This is a genomic window from Roseovarius sp. (assembly GCF_018066915.1).
Taxonomy (GTDB): domain Bacteria; phylum Pseudomonadota; class Alphaproteobacteria; order Rhodobacterales; family Rhodobacteraceae; genus Roseovarius.
In genome coordinates, this window is record NZ_JAGPVV010000086.1 from 1 (window position 1) to 3,869 (window position 3,869).

The following is a 3,869-nucleotide window of genomic DNA, read 5'->3' on the forward strand; positions in this document are numbered from 1 at the left end:
CCGATCAGCACTGGGGCACGTCGTTCTACACGCTTGATGTAACGGGGAAAAATCCGCTGATCACCGACAAGAAGGTCGTGCTCAAGAACGACCAGATCCACCATGTGATCGACGTCTATCACATCTGAGACCATGACCGGCGCGCGCCTATAGGGGCGCGCCAGCAGAGGGGAGGAGCCCGCCATGACCAGCTATAACATCGCCCTGAATTTCGAGGATGGCGTGACCCGTGTCATCCAATGCGACGATGACGAGAAAGTCACCGAAGCCGCGTTTCGGCAAAAGATCAACATTCCGATGGATTGCCGCGACGGGGTCTGCGGCACCTGCAAATGCTTTGCCGAAAAGGGCGCGTATGAACTGGAGTTCTACCTCGACGAGGCCATGACCGAGGAAGAGGCAGCCGAAGGCTATGTGCTGACCTGCCAGATGATGCCGCAGAGCGATTGCGTCATCCGGGTGCCTGCCTCCTCTGCCGTGTGCAAGACCGCGCCCGAGGCTGTGGCAGCCGAAGTTGTGGCCGTGGACCGACTGTCCGAGACCTCCTTTGGCCTGCGCGTCAAGCTGACCAAGCCGATGGGATTTCTGCCCGGTCAATATGTGAACGTGAGCGTGCCCGGCACCGAAGCGCACCGCTCTTATTCCTTCTCTTCCGCCCCCGGCGCGGCTGAGGCCACATTCCTTATCCGCAACATTCCGGGCGGGGTCATGAGCCGCTATCTGGGCGAGCGCGCCAGCCCCGGCGATACCGTCACGCTGACCGGGCCGATGGGGGCGTTTTACCTGCGGCCCATCACGCGGCCGCAACTGTGGCTGGCGGGCGGCACCGGCCTTGCCCCCTTCCTGTCGATGCTGGAGCAGGTGGCGGCGCAGGGGTGCGACCATCCGATCACGCTCTACTACGCCGTGACCCGCGCCGCCGATCTGGTGGAACTGGACCGCGTTACGGCACTGGCCGAGGCGATTGGCAACGTGACCATCATCACGGTGCTGGCCGATCAGAACGAGGCGCATGATCGCAAGGGCTTTGTCACCGATCACCTGACGGCAGAGGATCTGAACAGTGGCGATTGCGACGTTTACCTCTGCGGTCCGCCGCCAATGGTGGATGCGGTACGCGGGCATTTCGCACAACTGGGCGTGACCCCCGCCGCGTTCCACTTTGAAAAGTTCAACCCGACCGAAACCGAGGCGGCCGCCGCATGACACCGCGTTTCACAGGCAAGGTGATGGTCGTGACCGGTGCTGCCCAAGGGATCGGGCGCCGGGTGGCTGAACGCGCCGCAGCCGAAGGCGCGCGCGTGCTGGTCGTGGACCGGTCCGAGCATCGCGACGCGGTGGTCGAAGCGATCCGCGCAGGCGGCGGCGAGGCCCACGCGCTCAATGTCGATCTGGAGACTTGGGAGGGCTGCGAGGCGGCCATGGCGGCGGCGGTCGAGATCTGGGGTCGGATCGACATTCTGATCAACAACGTAGGCGGCACGATCTGGGCCAAACCCTATGAGCATTACGCGCCCCATGAGATTGACGCAGAGGTGCGGCGCTCTCTCTTTCCGACCCTCTATTGCTGCCGCGCGGCGATCGAGCGGATGCTGCCGCAAGGATCTGGCGTGATTGTCAATGTCTCGTCCATCGCCACGCGCGGCCTCAACCGGGTGCCTTATGCGGCGGCCAAGGGCGGGGTGAATGCGATCACCGCCAGCTTGGCGTGGGAGGTGGGCGAGCGGGGTATTCGCGTCGTGGCCACCGCGCCGGGGGGCACAGAGGCCCCGCCGCGCGTGGTGCCGCGCAACCCCAATGCGGCAGAGGAACAGCGCGCAGACTGGTATCAGACCATTGTTGATCAGACGATCCAGTCGAGCCTGATGAAACGCTACGGAACACTCGACGAACAGGCAGGGCCAATCCTGTTTCTGGCGTCGGATGAGGCCTCTTACATCACCGGCGTCACAGTGCCGGTGGGCGGGGGCGATCTTGGATAGACCCTGAGGAGGGGTCTGAACACCAACTGGAGGAACTACCAATGAAACGCGCAATTCTCGCGGCCCTCGGGCTTGCCACTGGCCTTGCTGTGCCTGCAACAGCCCAGGATATCAAGGTCGGGCTGCTCTTGCCCTTCTCGGGTGTCTATGCCGCTCTTGGCAATGATATCGAGGCGGGGTTCACAACCGCTCTCGAGCAATTCGGGTCCGAAACCCCGGCCACCTTCGAGATTGTCCGCGAGGATACCGAGGTCAAACCACCCGTGGCTCTGGCCAAGGCCAAGAAGCTGATCTTGCAGGACAAGGTCGATGTGATCTCGGGCATCGTCAGCTCTGGCGTGCTGGGTGCTGTGCGCGACATGGTGCATGGCGCAGGCGTGCCGCTGATCGTTGCCAACGCCGGCAATGACGAGGCCACGGGCGAGGCGTGCTCGCCCTATATCACGCGCATGTCCTTTTCCAACGGGCAGGTCAACCGCCCAATGGGTCAGTGGATGTATGATCAAGGCATCCGCAAGGTCTATACGCTGGCCCCCGATTATGCCGCAGGCCGCCAGATGATCGACGGCTTTGTCCAGACCTTTACCGCCGCTGGCGGCGAGATTGTCGGGCAGGAGTTCACCCCTTTCCAGAAAACGCAAGATTTCGGCCCCTATATGGCGCAGGCCAAGTCGAGCGGTGCCGAGGCGGTGTTCGTCTTCTACGCGGGCGGCGAGGCGATTTCCTTTGTCAAGCAATACGATAGCTTTGGTCTCAAGGCCGAATTGCCGCTCTATGGCTCGGGCTTCCTCACCTCGTCGCTCTATGTCAACGCCCAGGGTCCGGCAGCCGAGGGCGTGATCACCGCGCTGCATTACGTGCCCACGCTCGACAACCCTGCGAACGTGCAATTCGTCGAGGCGTTCAAGGCCAAGACGGGCCGCGTGCCGTCGGAATTCGCGGTGCATGGCTATGACGCAGGCCGCGCCTTGATCGAGGCCGTCAAGGCCGGGGCCACGGACCGCGAGAGCCTTGCCAATGCTCTGCGGCAGGTCAGTTTCGACGGACCGCGCGGCGCGCTCTCGATTGATCCCGCGACCAACAACATCGTGCAGCCGATCTATGTCTACGAGACCGTCGCCGGTGCGGACGGCATGACGCAAAAGGTGCTGGCACAATTGCCTGCCGAGGCTGATCCGGTCAACGGCTGCGAGATGGCAGCCCCCGTCAGCAACTAAGAGACAAGGCCCGGCCATATCCTTGGCCGGGCCCATTCGGGAGGAGGTTCCGCAATGTCACTTGATCTGGGTTTCTGGACGCTGCAGGCGCTCAACGCGCTCCAGCTTTCGATGCTTCTGTTTCTGCTCTCCATCGGCCTGACCGTGATCTTTGGCCTGATGCATTTTGTCAATCTGGCCCATGGCGCGCTCTATGCTCTGGGTGCCTATTTCGCGGCCTCTGTGGCGGCGGTCGGCGGCTATTGGGCAGGGTTTTTTCTGGCCCCGGTGGCGGTCGCAGGGGTGGGCGTGCTGCTCTATTCCGGCCTCATCCAGCGGATGCGCAAATCAGGTCCGATGGCGCAGGTGCTGGTGACATTCGGCCTCATCTTTGCGCTGCTGGACATCACCCGCATGGTCTGGGGCGATCTGGCACTGGGGTTAGAGGTGCCTGCGATCCTTGCGGGGCGCGTGGCACTTCTGGGGGTGGACTATCCCGCCTACCGGCTCTTTATCATCGCTCTGGGTCTCGCGATCTTTGCCGCTCTGGCCTTTGTGCTCAGCCGGACGCAAATCGGTGCGATGATCCGCGCAGGCGTGGACAATGACGCGATGGCGGCCTGTCTCGGGATCAATGTCGAGCGGCTCTTCTTCATCGTGTTCTGCGTTGGCTGCGCCCTGGCGGGGTTGG

The 3,869-nt window shown here is 63.0% G+C and carries 4 protein-coding genes; all 4 read left to right on the top strand.

Annotation, left to right across the window (positions count from 1 at the left end; genetic code table 11):
- Positions 1-183: 183 nt before the first annotated feature.
- Positions 184-1,206 carry a benzoate 1,2-dioxygenase electron transfer component BenC gene (gene benC / locus KBT70_RS04895; protein ID WP_296629407.1) on the top strand — a complete coding sequence of 341 codons (1,023 nt, stop codon included), beginning with the start codon at positions 184-186 and terminating at the stop codon, positions 1,204-1,206.
- Positions 1,203-1,982 (top strand): benzoate diol dehydrogenase BenD, encoded by a 780-nt coding sequence (benD, locus tag KBT70_RS04900; RefSeq protein ID WP_296629408.1) that lies wholly within the window; start codon positions 1,203-1,205, stop codon positions 1,980-1,982. The genes benC and benD overlap by 4 nt, the downstream gene beginning before the upstream one ends.
- A 41-nt stretch (positions 1,983-2,023) precedes the next feature.
- Positions 2,024-3,199, top strand: a complete 1,176-nt coding sequence (locus tag KBT70_RS04905) for an ABC transporter substrate-binding protein (protein ID WP_296629409.1) — start codon at positions 2,024-2,026, stop codon at positions 3,197-3,199.
- A 54-nt stretch (positions 3,200-3,253) separates the two neighbouring features.
- A partial coding sequence (locus KBT70_RS04910; protein ID WP_296629410.1) for a branched-chain amino acid ABC transporter permease occupies positions 3,254-3,869 on the top strand: 616 nt, incomplete at its 3' end.

Coding starts and splice junctions, on each gene's coding strand:
- benC (WP_296629407.1), top strand. CDS start 184: ATGACCAGCTATAACATCGCCCTGAATTTCGAGGATGGCGTGACCCGT.
- benD (WP_296629408.1), top strand. CDS start 1,203: ATGACACCGCGTTTCACAGGCAAGGTGATGGTCGTGACCGGTGCTGCC.
- KBT70_RS04905 (WP_296629409.1), top strand. CDS start 2,024: ATGAAACGCGCAATTCTCGCGGCCCTCGGGCTTGCCACTGGCCTTGCT.